The 14,347-nt window shown below is 65.4% G+C and carries 11 protein-coding genes and 3 pseudogenes; 6 read left to right on the plus strand and 8 right to left on the minus strand.

Going from position 1 to position 14,347, the window contains the following annotated elements; all coding sequences use genetic code 11:
- Positions 1–495: 495 nt before the first annotated feature.
- The gene (locus PV342_RS31730; RefSeq protein ID WP_400805143.1) at positions 496–948 is read left to right on the plus strand and encodes a MarR family winged helix-turn-helix transcriptional regulator; all 453 of its coding nucleotides are present in this window, start codon (positions 496–498) and stop codon (positions 946–948) included.
- Between the two features lie 98 nt (positions 949–1,046).
- Here PV342_RS31730 and PV342_RS31735 read toward each other — a convergent pair whose 3' ends face one another.
- The 3 genes and pseudogenes from PV342_RS31735 to PV342_RS31745 form a co-directional block, all read right to left on the minus strand.
- Positions 1,047–1,457 (minus strand): hypothetical protein, encoded by a 411-nt coding sequence (locus PV342_RS31735; RefSeq protein ID WP_500319659.1) that lies wholly within the window; start codon positions 1,455–1,457, stop codon positions 1,047–1,049.
- 589 nt (positions 1,458–2,046) lie between these two features.
- Positions 2,047–2,373 carry a transposase gene (locus tag PV342_RS31740; RefSeq protein ID WP_500319661.1) on the minus strand — a complete coding sequence of 109 codons (327 nt, stop codon included), beginning with the start codon at positions 2,371–2,373 and terminating at the stop codon, positions 2,047–2,049.
- 40 nt (positions 2,374–2,413) lie between these two features.
- Positions 2,414–3,118: pseudogene (locus PV342_RS31745) on the minus strand (IS630 family transposase); the annotation flags it as partial.
- A gap of 70 nt (positions 3,119–3,188) precedes the next feature.
- Here PV342_RS31745 and PV342_RS31750 point away from each other — a divergent pair.
- Positions 3,189–4,054: pseudogene (locus PV342_RS31750) on the plus strand (IS5 family transposase).
- Between the two features lie 186 nt (positions 4,055–4,240).
- On the opposite strand, the gene PV342_RS31755 reads toward PV342_RS31750, so the two are convergent.
- Positions 4,241–4,717, minus strand: a complete 477-nt coding sequence (locus PV342_RS31755; protein ID WP_500319663.1) for a MarR family winged helix-turn-helix transcriptional regulator — start codon at positions 4,715–4,717, stop codon at positions 4,241–4,243.
- Positions 4,718–4,784: 67 nt separating this feature from the next.
- Between PV342_RS31755 and PV342_RS31760 the strand changes: the two genes are divergently transcribed.
- A complete protein-coding gene (locus PV342_RS31760; protein WP_500319665.1) occupies positions 4,785–5,708 on the plus strand; it encodes an alpha/beta hydrolase in 924 nt (307 codons plus the stop codon).
- 308 nt (positions 5,709–6,016) lie between these two features.
- Positions 6,017–7,165: pseudogene (locus PV342_RS31765) on the plus strand (IS701 family transposase); the annotation flags it as partial.
- 475 nt (positions 7,166–7,640) lie between these two features.
- On the opposite strand, the gene PV342_RS31770 reads toward PV342_RS31765, so the two are convergent.
- From PV342_RS31770 to PV342_RS31780, 3 genes are all read right to left on the minus strand, one after another.
- Positions 7,641–8,279, minus strand: coding sequence for an HD domain-containing protein (locus PV342_RS31770; RefSeq protein WP_400805133.1), 639 nt, complete (start codon positions 8,277–8,279; stop codon positions 7,641–7,643).
- 134 nt (positions 8,280–8,413) lie between these two features.
- Complete coding sequence (locus PV342_RS31775; RefSeq protein WP_500319666.1) at positions 8,414–9,442, minus strand: sulfite oxidase; 1,029 nt, start codon at positions 9,440–9,442, stop codon at positions 8,414–8,416.
- 616 nt (positions 9,443–10,058) lie between these two features.
- Positions 10,059–10,355 (minus strand): hypothetical protein, encoded by a 297-nt coding sequence (locus PV342_RS31780; RefSeq protein ID WP_500319668.1) that lies wholly within the window; start codon positions 10,353–10,355, stop codon positions 10,059–10,061.
- Positions 10,356–11,634: 1,279 nt separating this feature from the next.
- On the opposite strand from PV342_RS31780, the gene PV342_RS31785 reads away from it, so the two are divergent.
- Complete coding sequence (locus tag PV342_RS31785; RefSeq protein WP_500319670.1) at positions 11,635–12,264, plus strand: CGNR zinc finger domain-containing protein; 630 nt, start codon at positions 11,635–11,637, stop codon at positions 12,262–12,264.
- Positions 12,265–12,903: 639 nt separating this feature from the next.
- The gene (locus PV342_RS31790; protein WP_500319672.1) at positions 12,904–13,749 is read left to right on the plus strand and encodes an MBL fold metallo-hydrolase; all 846 of its coding nucleotides are present in this window, start codon (positions 12,904–12,906) and stop codon (positions 13,747–13,749) included.
- Positions 13,750–14,074: 325 nt separating this feature from the next.
- Here the strand turns inward: PV342_RS31790 and PV342_RS31795 are convergent, their stop codons facing one another.
- On the minus strand, positions 14,075–14,317 hold the full coding sequence (locus PV342_RS31795) for a hypothetical protein (protein WP_500319673.1): 243 nt from the start codon (positions 14,315–14,317) through the stop codon (positions 14,075–14,077).
- Between the last annotated feature and the right edge of the window lie 30 nt (positions 14,318–14,347).

Consider the following 14,347-nt stretch of genomic DNA (forward strand, 5'->3'; position numbering starts at 1 on the left):
AGTCGTTCCCATTCAGCATCGCTCAAGTCACCCCGCCCCATGTCCACATCAACGACGCGGACGGCGAGTAGTCACATGATCGTCCGGACAAGTCCTAGGTGGGCCTGCCGCCGCACACCCAGCGACCCATCGCCGCGATGGGGTGGCTGCACCAGGAGAACCGCTACGACCGCGTCGCCGACGGCGTGCACGCGTCACCGGCGTCGTTCCCCAGATGATCGAGGCGCTCGTCGCCGCCCGCAGAGAGTTCTACCTGGGCTGAACGACGCCGGCCGCCGGCCATGCCGCCGTGCCGGACCCGCGGCCTCCTCCGGCCTGCTTCGACGACCTCGAAGCAGGCCGGAACGGCATCGTGGGACAGGGCGACATGCCTGCTCAGAGGGGTACGGCACGGGGGGGCGCGTCGAGCGCCCGGCGTTTCATGCGGTGGGCACCGTGCTGTCTCCCAGGTGCGAGTAGGTGCTCGTATCATGGTGGGGACGTTCGGAGGAGACCATGACCGCAACACCTGCCACAGGCGACGCCCAGTGCAACAACCTTGCCCTGCGCAAGGCCGCCCGGTATTTGGGGGCGACCTACGACATGGCTCTAGCTCCGGTCGGTCTCCGCGGGACGCAGTTCAGCATCCTGCAGAAGCTCGCCGCCCGTGGCGAAATGACGATTTCCAACCTTGCCGAGACAATAGCCATGGACCGCACGACGCTGGCCTCGAACCTCAAGCCGCTCGCGAGAGAGGGCCTGGTGACCGTCGAGCCGTCCAAGTCCGACCGTCGCGCGAGGGTCGTCGACCTCACTGCGGACGGGCAGTCCCGGATGAAGGCGGCGCTGCCGCTGTGGCGGGAAGTGCAGTCCCGTTTCGAGGAAAGCTTCGGTGGCGCTGAGGCGGCCCGGTTGCGCGCGGCTCTCGGAGCCGTTCTCCAGACCGGCTTCGAGCCCTGGGCTGAGTAGGGCAGGTCGACCGTACCCGCGAGCGTTGTCCGACCCGCGCCGGACGGCACCCCTCCTGCGGACGGGTATCGAGAGGACGTGTGCGCGCCCGGCTCCGCTCAGGACTCGTCGGCGAGGAAGTGTCCGGCCAAGGGGGTGCCGGCGAACTTCTTGTGCATCTCGCGGGAGAACAGAAGCATCGCGTTGCGCGGCCGGTGGTTGACGACGAGCTTCTCGCACTCACCGGCGGCGTTGCGGGCAACGGTGACGACCACATGGAGCGTCTCGCCCCTGACTCGGGTGGTGTATTCCTCCAGGAAGCCGTTGTCGCCGTAGTCGCCGGTGTAGGTGAAGTCCTGGAACTCGTAGAGTTCGCGGGCGGCGGTCACGACCGAGCGGACGGCCTCGGGGCCCTCGATGGGGCCGTCGTCGATGAACGATCCCTGCCCGGTGACGTCGGCGGCCAGCCTGTCCAGCCACCAAGGGTAGTAGCTCAGTCCCCCGCTGTTGCCGTTCCCCGTGTTCACCATGGCGTACCTCCGTTGATGTTCCGGCTTCGGGCCGGGTGGTGGTGGGTGTGTGGGGTGGGTGGTGTCGATGCGGAGGTGTCCCGCGCGACATTTAGGAGCATATACACGTATCGGCAAAAGGCAAAGTAACCCGGATGGCATCGAAGGACCGGCGGCCGGGACCCTGCAAGTTCCGCGGCGGCGACAGGCCTGATCGCCTCGAGCGAGTCCGTGGCCTCGAAGCGGTGTACGTCGCGTGCGTCGGCGTCGGGACAGCCCAGTACGGCATCGGGGGTCTGCCCAGCGAACGACTCTGTCTCACATGTGGTGGTGACGGAGAGCTGTGAGGGTCGTTGACCTTCATGTGATGGATGTCAACCAGCTTGTGCCGATGGTGTTTTCGGGTCTGTCTCCGCTGGTCATGGAGGACGTGGCCGAGGAGGGTGACCGGAGCGACCTCGTCAGCCGGGCCGATGGGCAAGGCCGCCCATCTAGAGTGCGCCGCCTTCTTGTTCTCCGCACGCGGTGCGCCGAGAGGAGTTGTGGGCGCCTGCGTGCTTCGGGTCCAGGCCGCCGGGTGCTGGGGGTCGACTCGAATGCTAGTGGTTTGTCACGCAGCCTTGACCGGGTAATCGGTCCAGGTGCGGATCGGTGAGTCGGGGGCGAAGTTGGTCTTCGGGTCGGCGCGGGCGTTGCGCCAGCGGATGTAGGCGCCGATGGCGGCGTTCTGTTCGCCGTGGCTGCGGTGGTCGGTGCCGTTGAGGGCGAAGTAGCGCAGGGCCGCGAACTCGGATTCGATCCAGTTGAGCCACGATCCGTAGGTGGGCAGGAAGACCAGCTCGACCTGGTTGGCCGCAGCCCAAGCGCGGACGTTGGGGTGCTTGTGCGGGGAGAAGTCGTCGAGCACGACGTGCAGCTTCCCCGGGCCAGCGGGCACGCAGGGCCTTGAGGAGGCCGAGGAACTCCTGCCACCGTTTGCGCCGGCGGATCCGGTAGTAGATCTCCCCGGTGGCCAGGTCGAGAGCGGCGATCATGTGCATCACGCCGTCGTAGCGGTAGTAGGTGGCCCGCATCCGGCGACGCTTGCCGTGTGGCCGCCAGGCCTTGCCTTTGCGGGGTAACAGATTGAGCGGGCCGAACTCGTCCACGCAAATCACCCGGCCGTCGGCGGGTGGCGCGTCGTACAACTCCAGGACCCGGTGCATCTTGGCGATGAAGTCCGGGTCGCTGGAGGCCTTCCAGGTCGTGGTGGCCTGCCAGGAGACCTGACCCTCGCGCAGGATCCGGCGCAGGGTCTCCCGGCTGATGGCGGGCACGACCTTCCGCTGGACCAGGTGTTCGGCCAGTTTGGCCAGGCTCCAGGTGGAGAAGGCGGCGATGCCCCAGTCGCCGGGGGACGTCCGGGCGACCAGGCAGATGCGCTCACGCACCCGCTCACTGATCGCCCGCGGGCGTCCCCCGCTCCATTTTGGGTCCAGCGCGTCGAACCCCCGCTCGTTGAAGGCGTGGATGACATCGCGCACGTAATCCTCGCTGACCTGCATCAACGAGGTGATGTCCTTCACCGACTGGCCCTGGGCGGACATCATCACCACGATGGCCCGCCGCAGCCTGACCGGGTCCTTCGCGGTCCGACTTAGACCGACCGGCAAATGGTTGGCCGCTCGTCGGCTGAGGGGCACGGATGTGAGACAGGCACGGGCTCTGCGTGATCATGGAGTTCTCTACGCTCAGTGATCACACGGAGGACCCGTGCCTGCGGTGCCATCTTGCCTGCTCGAACCCCTGTGGGACCAGTTCGCCGCACTCCTGCCCGCGCGGGCGGCGTTCGTTGCCGACCATCCGCTGGGCTGCCACCGCCGCCGAGTCGCCGACCGGACCGTCTTCGAGCACATCGTGCTTGCGCTGGTCCACGGCTCCGGTTACGAGCGCATCTCCAGTCCCGGTGCTCCGACCGCACCATCCGGCGGCGTGTCAAAGAGTGGGCTGAACTGGGGATATCCGAGAAGGTTCATGCCCTCGCCCTGGAAGCCTATGACCGCATGATCCGGCTGGGGCTTACCGACATCTCGGTTGACGGCTGCATCACCAAGGCCCCGTCCGGTGGCGAGAAGGCGGGGCGGTCACCGGTGGACAGGGGCAAGCAGGGACTGAAACGCTCGGTCGCCTCCGACGCCTGCGGCGTCCCGCTCGGCCTCGTCTCCGACGGGGCCAACCGGCACGACTCACCCCTGCTCGGCCCGACCTTGGAGGCGGCCCGCACACAGCTCGGCGCGATGCCCGAAGACGTCAACGTCAACCGGGACCGCGGCTACGACAGCGCCAAGTCGCGGGCACTGATAACCGGTTTGGGCTTCACGGCCGAGATCGCCCGCAAGGACGTCCCGGCGCCGATCCAGGCCGGGAAACGCTGGGTCGTGGAGCGCACGCACTCCTGGATGAACGACTACGGCAAGCTGCGGCGCTGCACCGAGAAGCGCGGTGAGGTCGTGGACTTCTACCTCTCCCTCGCCGCCGCTCTCGTCACGCTCCGTATGCTCATCCGACGCGCGACCAAGCGCTACCGCTGGGACGGCCGCACGCAGAAGCGCTGTCCCGGCGGCTCGGACGTCTGGTGACAGCAGCCGAGCTCGGGCTACCGTCGGCAGATGGCGATCAGCACCGCCCACTCATCGCCGCCGACCCGGTGTCATCCGTCGTGGAACTAGGGTGCGTATCGAGTCGTGATCAATCCGCGGGATTCACCCTCGTAACGAAAGCTGATCACGCAGCGAACGGGCAGTCGCACTGGATGCCCATGCCGGTCAGCCTGTGGGCAGGCCGATCTGGTCGCGTTCGAGCCCGGAGCGCAGCTCCGAGAGGACTTGTACGGCGGCCAGTCCTGTGGGACCGCCGAGGACGTCTGCGGTCAGCTCAGCCAGTGCTTTGGTGAAGGTCGCCTCCGCCGCCTCGACGAGTTGCAGGCCTCCAGCGGTCAGGTCCAGCAGTGATGAGCGGCGATCCGATGGATTGGTTCGCCGTGCGACCCATGCCTGCTTCTCGAGGCGGTCGACGCCCTTGCTGGTCGCGCCGATCCCGATGGCGAATTCGGTGGCGAGGTCCGCCACCCGGGACCCGGGGTGGTCGCGCAGGAAGCGGAGGAACTCGAACTGCGAGGTGACGATCCCGTGCCGCTCGCGAAGGCGGTCGTTCAGCGCGTTGTAGAGGCGTGTCTCGCAGCGGACGAGATCGGCGAAGAAGCCCGGAAGGTCGATCGGGGCACGGCTTGACTTAGATGCCATGGCATATATTCTACCCTGCATGCCACGGAATTTAGTTCCTTGGCATGCACTTGCAATGGAGGCGACAATGAGCAGGCAACAGCGCGCGGAGATCGACGCGATGGTCCGACGGCCTCAGTCGGAGAGCCCTCGGTCGGTGGAGGAGCTCCGCGCCGGGTTCAGGGCGATGATGGGGGGAATGATCGTCCCGGCTGCGATCCGCACCCGGACTGCGACGCTCGGCGATCGGCGCGCGGTGCTCGTCGAGCCAGTCGACACTCCGAAGGCAGGGACGATCCTCTACTTTCACGGCGGCTCTTACGTGGTCGGTTCACCGGAGACGGCGATGTCGCTGACAGGGAACCTGGTGACCAGAACCGGGTTCAGGGCGTTCTCGCTGGATTACCGGCTTGCCCCTGAGTACCCGTTCCCGGCCGCGATCGAGGACGGGCTGAGCGCCTACCGCGCACTTCTCGACGGCGGCGAAGACCCGTCGGCGACCGTGTTCGCCGGCGACTCCGCCGGTGGCGGCCTCACTGTCACCACCTGCCTCGCCGCTCGCGACGCGGGCCTGCCCATGCCCGCCGCGATCGTGGCGTTCTCCCCAGGACTTGACGGGACCCGGACTGGCGAGAGCATGGACACCAAGGCGGGCATCGATCCGTTCTTCACGCGTGAGGGTCTGGAACACACCGGGGCCATGTATCGCGCGGGACAGGACCCCCACCAGCCCATGCTCAGCCCCGCGACCCTCGCCGACCTGACCGGCTTCCCCCCGATGCTTCTGCAAGCGGGCACCAACGACATGCTCCTGGACGACTCCACACGCATGGCCGTGCGCGCGAGAGACGCCGGGGTGGACGTCATCCTGGACATCACCGCTGACGTTCCACATGTCTTCCAGGCATTCACCGGCGTCTTGGACGAAGCCGACGAGGCACTGGACCGCGCCGCTCTCTTTCTCAGCCAGCACATCCGCACCAGGGACACGGCACGCACGTCGGCAGGCTGAAGCCCGCAGACGGTCTCATGCGGACCACGGTCCGTACCCCGAGCCCTGGCTCGCCGTTCCTAATCCTGGCGGCCTGCGCCCCACCTCGCCCCGAGGGCCGTTCAAGACCCCGGGGGTGCGTTCTCCGTGGGCGGTGGCTCACGTGGGGGTGCTAGTACTCCAGCAGGACTTCGACGTTTTGCCTGAATCAGAAGGCTGCGCGGTGAGCGTAGTGGGCTGGTGCCCGTCAGGGGCGGCCTTCCCGGGACCGCCCCTCGATCGTGGGCAGCCGGCGTTGGTCATGACAGCGGCGAGGGCAGCCTCCCGCCATGATCAACGAGCCTGCAGCCGAGAGCTGGGACCGCGAACTCGAAGACCTCTTCCTCCGCGTCGGCCACCGCTTCAGCCGCGTGGAGCCACGCCGACGAATGCGCGACTACGTCCGCGGTCTACTCGGCCCAGTCGGCCGCAAGAACGGCTGGCAACTGGCCGAATACGCAGGTCACACCACCCCTGACGGGCTGCAGCACCTGCTCGCCGGATCCCGCTGGGAAGCGGATGAGATCCGCGACGAGCTCCAGCACTACGTCGCCGAACGCCTCGGCGAGGACGACGGAGTCCTGATCATCGACGACACCGGCTTTGTCAAGAAGGGCACCACCTCCGCCGGCGTGCAACGCCAGTACTCCGGCACCGCCGGTCCCACCGAGAACTGCCAGATCGGGGTCTTCGCTGCCTACGCCTCCGCCCGGGGCCGTGCCCTGGTCGACCGGGAGCTCTACCTGCCCAAGTCCTGGACCGAGGACCGGGACCGCTGCCGCGCGGCGAAGATCCCCGACGACCGGGACTTCCACACCAAGGGCGACCTGGCCAAGGCCATGGTGCTGCGGGCACTCGCCTCCGAGCTGCCCATCGCCTGGGTCACCGCGGACTCGGCCTTCGGACAGGAAGGTCGCTTCCGGCGCCTGCTCGAGCAGTCCGGCGTCGGCTACGTACTGGCGGTGCCCAAGTCCCAGTTCAGCGTGGGCTGTCCACGCATCGACTGGCTGTTCGCCCAGGCCCCGGCCGAGGCCTGGGAACGGATCTCGTGCGGGGACGGCGCCAAGGGGCCGCGCGTCTACGACTGGGCGGCCATCCAGCTGCCCGCCGTGGCCGAGTACGACTACCAGGACGGGGCCCCGGTCCGCAGGCGATGGGCACTGGCCCGCCGCAGCCTGACCAAGCCCGACGAGATCGCCTACTACCTCGCGTACTCACAACTCGACACCACCGTCGAGCAGTTGGTGCGGATCGCCGGGACGCGCTGGGCGATCGAGGAGTGCTTCCAGGCTGCGAAGAACGAGTGCGGGCTGGACCAGTACGAGGTCCGCCGCTACACCGGCTGGATGCGGCACATCACCCTGGCCATGCTCGCCCACGCCTTCCTGGCCGCGATGGCGGCAGCCGCGGCATCAAAGGGGGCTGCAGAAACGGTTCCCGCACCCGGTCGACCTCACCGTGGCAGAGATCCGGCGACTCCTGGCGGGCGCCCGTTCCCACGACCCGCGTCCGCCACGGTGCTCGCCCCGCGCTCACGCCTTGAACCGGTCCACCTGGCGCCGACAACGCCAGGCCGTCGCCCGCCGCTGCCATTACCAACGCCGACTGCACACGATCGAGGGGCGGTCCCAGGAAGACCGCCCCTGACGGGCACCAGCCCACCACACTCACCGCGCAGCCCTCTGATCAGGCAAAACGTCGAAGTCCTGCTGGAGTACTAAGAATTGTCTGACCCCCGCCTGGCGTACTGGATACCGCTTCACAGACTCCGCATCGATCTCGAACCGGGTCACGTAACCGGGTCCAGAGGCGGACACGTTCCAGTCGCAAGCGATGCGCACCGCACAGTCCTCGTTCAGTACGACCTCGTCAAAGTTGGCGACCTGCGGGGTTTTGATCACTTCGATGCTCCGATCAGCTCGGCCAGGCCGAACCCATGACCCTCTCAACCATGCTGACGTGACGGAAACCGGGAATGAAGTGCACCAATACGTCCGAACTTATGGTGGCGTAGGTGGTGTCCGGGCGGTCTCTGGTTCCCTCGAGAAGGGCCTGCAGGAACCCGTTCTTGAAATCGCCGCGCGGATGAACAGCGGTGATCTCGTCTACCAGGCCGCGATCCAGCTCCTCCAAACCCACGCCCAGCACGTCGGTCAGCACGCCGTGGTTTGTGGCGGCGATCTCCGGGCCCATCCGGCCGGGAATACTCGGCGTGCTGTGCAGCGCGATCGCCTCCCAGACCACGTCGGCGGCCGTGGCCGAAAAGTCGCGGTCGAGCAGGAACTTGCGTGCGTGGTCGGCGCCATCGAGCTCGAAGCGCTGCTCCACGTCGGAGAAGGGCGTCAGCAGGCCGAGGTCGTGGAAAATGGCGGATAGGTAGAGCAGCTCCGGGTCCGGCCGCAGACCGACCTCGCAAGCATGAAGCGAGGCGAAGAAGAAGACGCGCCGGGAGTGATGGAAGATGAGGGGGCTGGTCATCCCCCGGATGTGGCGGGTGGCTTCGGCGACCGCCACCGTCTCGGGGACCTCCACCCCCGCGATAATTTCGGTCATGAGCTGTGCTCTTTCTGGTCTCGGCGCTGCGAGTGGAAAGTGCGTCCATCTGCATCAGGAGGTTGTGCGTTCGAGTTTTCTCGTCCAGGGGGACTTGGAGTTCGCCCGCCTGTTCTCCGAGCCCTGATACAGCCTCAGGTCGTGCATTCGACACGGATGGGGTGGGACAGCACCGGGTGATAGCAGTAGCCCAGGTCATTCCATGGGACGGTGTCGGGCTGGGTACGGCCCTGGTCGTCGGTGGCGCGTACCCGGATGGTGTGATCGCCGGGTTCGGGATCCCAGCTGAACTGCCAGCGTACCCACGCCCCCGGTATCTCCGGCGGAGCCAGGGACGCCTCCTGCCAGGAACCCTCGTCGATACAATATTCCACCGCTGTGACCTGGTTCTCTCCCGCGAACGCACGCCCCCGGATGACTTGCGGTACCGGCCGCAGCCTTGCTGGCCAGGTCAGTTCTACCAGGCTCGCCACCGGTATGCCGGTGATCGGCATACCGAGTGAGGGCGCCTGCGGAGGGTAGTCCGGACCGATCAGTACGTAGTCCTCGGTGTTCCACGGAACGTGCAGCGCATGTTCGGAGACTTCGATCCGGCCCACCCACTTGATGCTGGCGGCACCGAGCCATCCGGACACCACGACCCGAGCCGGGTACCCATGATCGAGCGGCAGCGTCTCGCCGTTCATGGTCAGCGCCAGCAGGGTGTCGTCGGCAAGTGCCTTGGCCAGCGGCATGGGCCGGCGGGCCCTGATCTCGTCGAGCGCTTCCGGCATGACCTCGCAGGCTCTCGGGGTGATCCCCGCCGGTTCGATCAGGTCGCGCAACCGGATACCGGTCCATTCGGCAGTACTGATCGCGCCGCGGCCCCACTGGGTACCTTGGAAATTATGTTTGTACTCTGCGCCGAACAGCACACGGCGGTTACCGGCGCACTCTATCGTTCGGACCATTGAGACCAGCGGAAAGTGATCCACCAAATCGGCGTAGGTGTAGGTGATCGGCTTCCGTACCCCGCTTCCTTCGATCCGGAGCGACCATCTCGCCGCGTCTAGATGGGGGGTCGGTGTGTGGCTGCGAAGGAAGAAGCGGTCGATAGGGGTGATGTAGCCAGGTATGCGGTCCGGCCGAATCCCGTAGTCTAGACCGGTCCCGGCGTCCTCCATGAGCTCGAGGGGAGTCGGCTTGACAACTTTTAGTTTTCTAACCCCCTCAAGTGAGGGATGATCAGGCTCGCTTCCGCGTAGGGGACCACTCAAGGCGCATCGCCTCCCAAGGCTGGCTTGAGTCTCTTCCCGAGGCCCCCACCTTGGCCTAACTTCTTATATTATTGTGCCATAGCGGATTACGGCTTGCCATTCGAAGAGATCAGAGACGGGCAGCGCGTCCGACTCCAGCGGGATACGGAAGACCGTCCATTGGGGTCCGGAGATCTCTTCAGGGAGCTCCGGCGGTGCGACGGGTTCCAGGGCGAGATCGGCGAACCGCACGTGGAAGGGGTGGCAGTAGACTTCCCAGGTTGTTGTGAGTGCTCTGAGCACGGGCGGCCTCAGGCATGAAGAAGGGGCGCCCCCGTCTCTTGGGGTACCCCTTCTGTCCAGCGCCTTCGCCGGCCTACTGCGGAGAGTGTGGGATTGAACCCACGGTGACATCGCTGCCACGACGGTTTTCAAGACCGCTCGCCGATCACGTACGAGAACAGCAAGGCGCAAGCCCTTTGGTCGGCTCGCCATAGGCACTTCCTGCGCTCGCACATGCTGGTCAGTCTCGGACGCTTCGTGTCTACCAAGCATTCCAGAGCCCGCCGTGACGGTGGCGGACCGGAGGAATATCTACGTCGTCAAGGTCGTGGCCGCCGTGGTGCAATCCGCGGATCCGCTGGGCTTCCAGTCGACCCTGGAGTCGGGCCCGGCCTTCAGCCGTAGCGATCTCGGTGGAGAATGAGCCATTTCTGCAGTAGAGCACCATCCACTGCCAGGAGGTGATCCGGCGCAGCGTCTTCGTCGGGGCAGGGCGACGGCCTTCGCGGGCGGCTTGGGCCAGTTCGGAGTGCGTGTAGCGCAGGTCGTACAGGGACATGGACTCCGAAGTGCCGTCTTGAACCCGGAGTTGCCTGGGAGTCGTGCGGACGGTTCGGGACATGGAGAGCCTCCGTAGGGCCCTCTGGGCTTTCCAGAGGTACCTACGGGGGGTGCGCAGTGGTCAGCACGACTCAGCCCCCTCGTCGGTCAGACGATCTACCAGCAGCACGGTAGCCGCGCGGAGGCGTGGGGGCCAGAAACTTCGGGACCGACAGCGGTCGTGCCGCATCCGTGCCAGAACGGACGGGGAGCCAGGGGGAATCGCGGTACGCAGGAGGAGTCGCCACTCACTACGTCCAAGGCCGGGAATCTGCAGGTCACACCACTGACCGCCCCACCTCGCTCCTTAGCTACGGAAGCTACACACAACCCCGGCCAAAAATCTCACCACAACCCAGAAAACCCCAGGCCAGCCCCCACCCCACCCGTCAAAAACCGATTCTCAATCAACAACCAAAACCCCAGCCCACACCCGACCCACCACACCACCTACCACCCCCTGGATCCACAGTAGTTCGACCATCACGCCGCGGCTCCTGCCCCGCCGTTCGGGGACGAGGAAGGTGGACTCGACCCATCGGCGCAGTCCGACCCGCATGCCGTTGCTCAAGACATCTGACAGCACCGCCGGACCGTCGAAGGCCCCCTTGATCCGGGCAGCCGTCTTCACGGCCTGTGACGCCGCGCCTCAGGACTTGGGACTCGACGCGGAATAGTCGCCTCGCCGCAGAGGGCACCCTGTCAGAACCCACCGCTGCACCTGTGGCGAGATGCAGACCCCGTAATCTCCAACCACCCCAACCACATCGCGCTCGCCCGCAGGCCCCATGACTTACCTGCGGTGGCGCAACGCCAACGCCTGAGATCCCAGAAGAACCACGAGTGGGAGGGGCAGTACGGCTGGCCAGTCGCAGCGTTTGACGGTGGGCCGAGAGGAGGCGCAGAACGGCGTAGGAATGGAGGCACCATCTGCACGCACTGGTTGACCGACACTAGCTACAGGCTTACAGTAGTGTCGCGCCCTGTGAGGAGGAGTGACTCGATGGCTCATACGCGCACTGACGTTGAATTCCGGGCGCAGGGGGATGTGACCCTGCGTGGTTGGCTGTATGAACCCGATGGGGTTGATTCGGTTCCGAACTCGCCCCCCGGACGAACACGCCTAAGCCATTGCTAGCCCTAGTAGCCTCTGCCGAACATGCGGCTCAGTGCGAACGGCTGTCGAAGTACGGAATTCTGTTGGCCTTAGGATCAACCTAAGTTGAGCGAGGTCTCACATGGTGCAGTGGATCGCTACAGAGCGAATTCCCGGACTGGTTCCGGCTCCAGGAGGATTGGCCTTTGTCCAGGACCTCTTGAACTCTTCCTCTGACGGCCTGGTAGGTCCCAGACACACTCACGATGATCTTCTGTCTGACATCGCATCTGCGCGGAACTGGCTGACTTCGGCGGGAAGGGCGCTGAGTGAGTCCTCCGGAATCGATTTCTCGCTGCCATCGTTGCCCGAGGAGGACCTCCCGGCTCTCAGGGAACTGCGAAGCGAGCTCCGACTACTCGTTTCCGGGCAAGCAGACGCAGACGCTGATCAATCCGCCCCTCCGTCCCGACTTCGCTCGGCCGCAGTGACAGTAGCGACGACATCGGGCCCTTCGTTTGTCGCCCTGCCGAACGGATACGGCTGGCACTGGGTAGCTTCTGCGGTTCTTGCGGAATCCTTCAATGCACAGAAGGAGGGTACGTGGCGACGGCTAAAAGCGTGCCGAAATCCCGCATGTGTAGCCGTTTTCTATGACCGTACACGGAACAACATTGGGGTCTGGCACAGCCTCCGGTCATGTGGAAACCCGGCTAACCTACGCGCCTCGCGGGCCCGCAAGCGGGCGTCCGCGGAAGATCATGCCATCTGAATTTCTAGGGTTCTGAGCAGGTCAAATCGCATATTCGACATCCGCTGCATCAGCCTCAAGACGTGTAGCACGCCCGGCCCACGGCATCACGTCAACCATAACCGTCGGACATATGGCTCGCCGGCCACGCCCTTGACGCCGGCGCAGCGGCATGAAAGTCCACCGTACATATCGCATGTCAACTGCGCGCCCCCATCGCCGCTCACCCACCCTGACCTAATGGTCCAAGGGCGATTTTACGCACCTTCACCTCGGCGCCAGGATCATTGGCGATCCAGATGCGAACCAGGTCCAGGACCATTCCACCTGTGCACCGCGCTTTTACTCATCGTGCGTCACCCGCTTCCGACTTTGCTATTACGCTCCTGGGTGTAAGTTGGCTATAGTTTCCATTAGTCAGGTTGGCGACTACGGCGCCCAGTCCTTCATACCTACTCCCTGGAGTAGTCCGAGCTCAGTGACCTTTCGTTATTGTCTACCTGCACGGATGACGTATGGAGGCCGCTGATCCATCTGGCTGGCTCGTCGACTGCGCCTCGTCGTCCGTTGTGTCGATTCCGACAGCGTTATTTGCTCGCATAGCTGTTGCGCCGTCGGCAGTCATCCCCAAAACCATCGATCACTCATTAAGAGGTAGTCATGTCTACAAACAGCGCTCTCGCGTACGAGGTTTTCACCGCCGACCCGATCCCGCTGAACGTTCCTGAACTCGTCCCCAACGGCGACCGGCGGATGTTCTCGCCCCTTTCCATCACACTCATCCACGGCGAGCACGACGCCGTACTCGTCGACCCGCCCATGACCACCGTTCAGGGCGAGGCGGTCGCTCAGTGGGTTGAGACCAGCGGCAAGAACCTGACCCATATCTTCGTGACCCACGGTCACGGTGACCACTGGTTCGCCGCCAACCTCCTGGCCGAGCGGTTCGGCGCCCAGGTCGTTGCGACGGAGGGCACGATCAAGCAGATGTACCACAACGTGGCGATCCGTCCGGGCTTCTGGGACAAGCTCCTCCCCGGCCAGATCCCCGACTCTCCCGTCACGGCTGTCACTGTGCCCAACAACCGCTTCACGCTCGAAGACCATGAGATGGTGATCGTCGAGGTCGGCCACACTGACACCGACGACACCTCCGTCCTGCATGTCCCCGACCTGGATCTCGTGGTCGCCGGCGACGTGATCTACAACGGCGTGCACCAGTTCCTGGTGGAAGCCAAGAACGGCGGCCTGGATGCATGGCGTCGCGCCATCGACACCGTCGAAGCCCTCCAGCCCCGGTGGATTGTCACCGGTCACAAGAACAAGGCACTCGACGACGACGCGACGCGCGCCATCAACGAGACCCGGCAGTACCTCAACGCCGCTGATGAGCTGCTCCCCCAGCACGACAGCGCTCTCAGCTTCTTCAACGCCATGCTGGAGCTGTTCCCCGAGCGCCTTAACCCCGGTGCTCTGTGGAACGGGGCGGCTGCACTTTACTCCTGAGCTCCTGGTCGCAGACAGCGGCCGCAGGAGTGCCATGACGTCCCGGCTTTGAGGTTGTCTCCTTCGGCCAGGCCAGCCAGTTGGTTGCGTGTTGACGGTCGAACGTCTGGTGCCTGACGGGCTGCAAAAGTTGCTCCAGCGGGTGGCGCCGGAACGGAGACCGCGAGGCGGAGAGGTGGTGGCCGCGATCACTTTCGGGGCCGCCACCGGCTGCACGGGCAGCCAAACGAACACGTCGGGCGTAGCGGTCGGTGCTCGAGCAGGCGTTGGTATTACCCGTCGTGATCGAAGCCGCGGTCGGCGAACAGTGGCCTCCTCGTCGTCGTCAGCGGCTGGCGCCGGCCACATCAGATGTCGCCGAACGCGAACAGCGGTGACCGCCTCGGGCTTCTCGCCGTTTACGCGCCGGCGCGACCTGGTAGGTCCGCTGATGGCCGCTGTCGTCAATCTCATCGACGCGCTTGCCATGAAGCAGGCGATCCAGGACTTCCACCGTGGTAGCCCGGCGTTCCCGCTCCGCCACGGCAGCCGTGCGTCCTTTCGCCAGCTCGAGCAGGATCTCCCACATACCCGTACCCGCGCCGACTCATCAGCCGCA

This window comes from Streptomyces sp. PA03-3a (assembly GCF_033792735.1).
Taxonomy (GTDB): domain Bacteria; phylum Actinomycetota; class Actinomycetes; order Streptomycetales; family Streptomycetaceae; genus Actinacidiphila.